This window comes from Bacteroides propionicigenes (genome assembly GCF_018390535.1).
In the GTDB taxonomy this organism is placed as follows: domain Bacteria; phylum Bacteroidota; class Bacteroidia; order Bacteroidales; family Bacteroidaceae; genus Bacteroides; species Bacteroides propionicigenes.
Map to the genome: position 1 here is coordinate 1 of NZ_JAHBBW010000033.1, position 1,595 is coordinate 1,595.

The window sequence follows — 1,595 nt, forward strand, 5'->3', positions numbered from 1 at the left end:
CCTCAAATCCGCAACTAAGCTCTTCAGCGTCCTTCTTGCGTCTAAACGTCCTCTCATCACTGAATTAGCAGATAAATTGAGGCTGAAATACCCACTTCTGCCCACAATATCCCCTTGCCCCACTATGCGACTTGAGGCAATACGCAGTATCATACCCATAAGTTGTAGGCGTTATCCAAAATCAGTCTGAAAAATATCTGCGTAAGCATTATTACAGGTATAGATATTCAGCACATACCGCCTTGATGTTCTGATCCACTTGGCTGGTACAGAGACAAACCTGAAGACAAACGCTTTTATGCGACTTGTTGCATTGAGTCCGAACCTCTTTACGTCAAGTCTGTGGATAATGGCCTTGTAGAAATTACGGATAAGTGCCGTAAGAAGAAGGAACACAGTGTTCTCTGCCATGAAGGATTTGGGCAATCTGTCCCACCCGAAACCATTGTTCATATCATCGAAGATACGTTCCTTTCCTCCACGAAGGTTATAGAACTCGACAATTTCTCTTGTGGAAGATTCATAGTCGTTAGTCAGGATACAACGGTATGTGTATTCTCCTTCCCAAAGATCCAGCACACCGTCCATCCGTTTCTGTCTTTGAATCACAAGTCGGTATGCTTTACCCTTCCACTTCTCAACAAGAATAGAGTTCAATTCGAACTCAATGCCATTGATTTCCTCAGTCTTCCAGCCTCTAAGAGCAAAGATGTCATTGTAGAGCGAACTGCAGCGGTTTGCGCGGATATAGAAGGATTTGCTGTGTTTCTCTATTTCCTCCACGATTTCCTCGGAACATGATCCACAATCAGCTCTGAAACGATTGATTGTAAGTCCGTTCTGCTCAAATCTCTCAAAGAATCTCTTCAGCGTGTCCTTCTGATGAAAACGAACGTTGGTGTTACCATCGCTATTCTCAATGCCAACAATCAAGTCGTCAATAACCGCCACGCCAGGGCGATAACCAAGGAACTTCTTGTATGTAGGCTTTGCATCATACTTCTCAGTCTCTATGAACTGATGGTCGAAATCAACATCATACATCTCGCCCTCTTTCAGTTGGCCGGATGCAAACATACAATTGAGCAGTAAGGTATTGAGTGTGTCAGCCGTGTTGAAATCGTAGTTCTTACCCGTATCTGATGTGTATGAGATGTTTCCTTGCGTCAGTTCCTTTATCGCTCTGAGGATAGTATCAGAACTACAAGTACGAAGTGTCGGATGGAGCGAGAGATGGTTCATCAAATGAGTAGTGACATCCTCAATGCATGAGCCACCACAGAAGTAGATACTCATGAGGGAACGGACGATTTCACTGTACTGATAACCGAACGAGCTACACCTTAGACCGAGTGTCGAGTCGATTACAGATGACAATGTGGAGTCAAATTGCTCCATGATTGAAAATATTCCTCCAAAAGGAGTGAGCTTCTCGGATTTTATTTGTATTTTTGCCATGCCTGATGAGGTTTTGTTTGATTATTTTTTTGCAACACTAAGTTAAGTGAATCCTCTGACATGGCAAAATCCTGAGCAACTTTTTGTTGCTCAGGTACTTAAAAAAAATATTTTATAATAGTGTTGCGGAATTAAGG

General features: G+C 42.7%; 1 protein-coding gene. It reads right to left on the minus strand.

The features are described from left to right. Nucleotides 1–171: 171 nt before the first annotated feature. A complete protein-coding gene (locus KG118_RS17335; RefSeq protein ID WP_005805709.1) occupies nucleotides 172–1,458 on the minus strand; it encodes an IS1380-like element IS613 family transposase in 1,287 nt (428 codons plus the stop codon). Nucleotides 1,459–1,595: the final 137 nt, after the last annotated feature.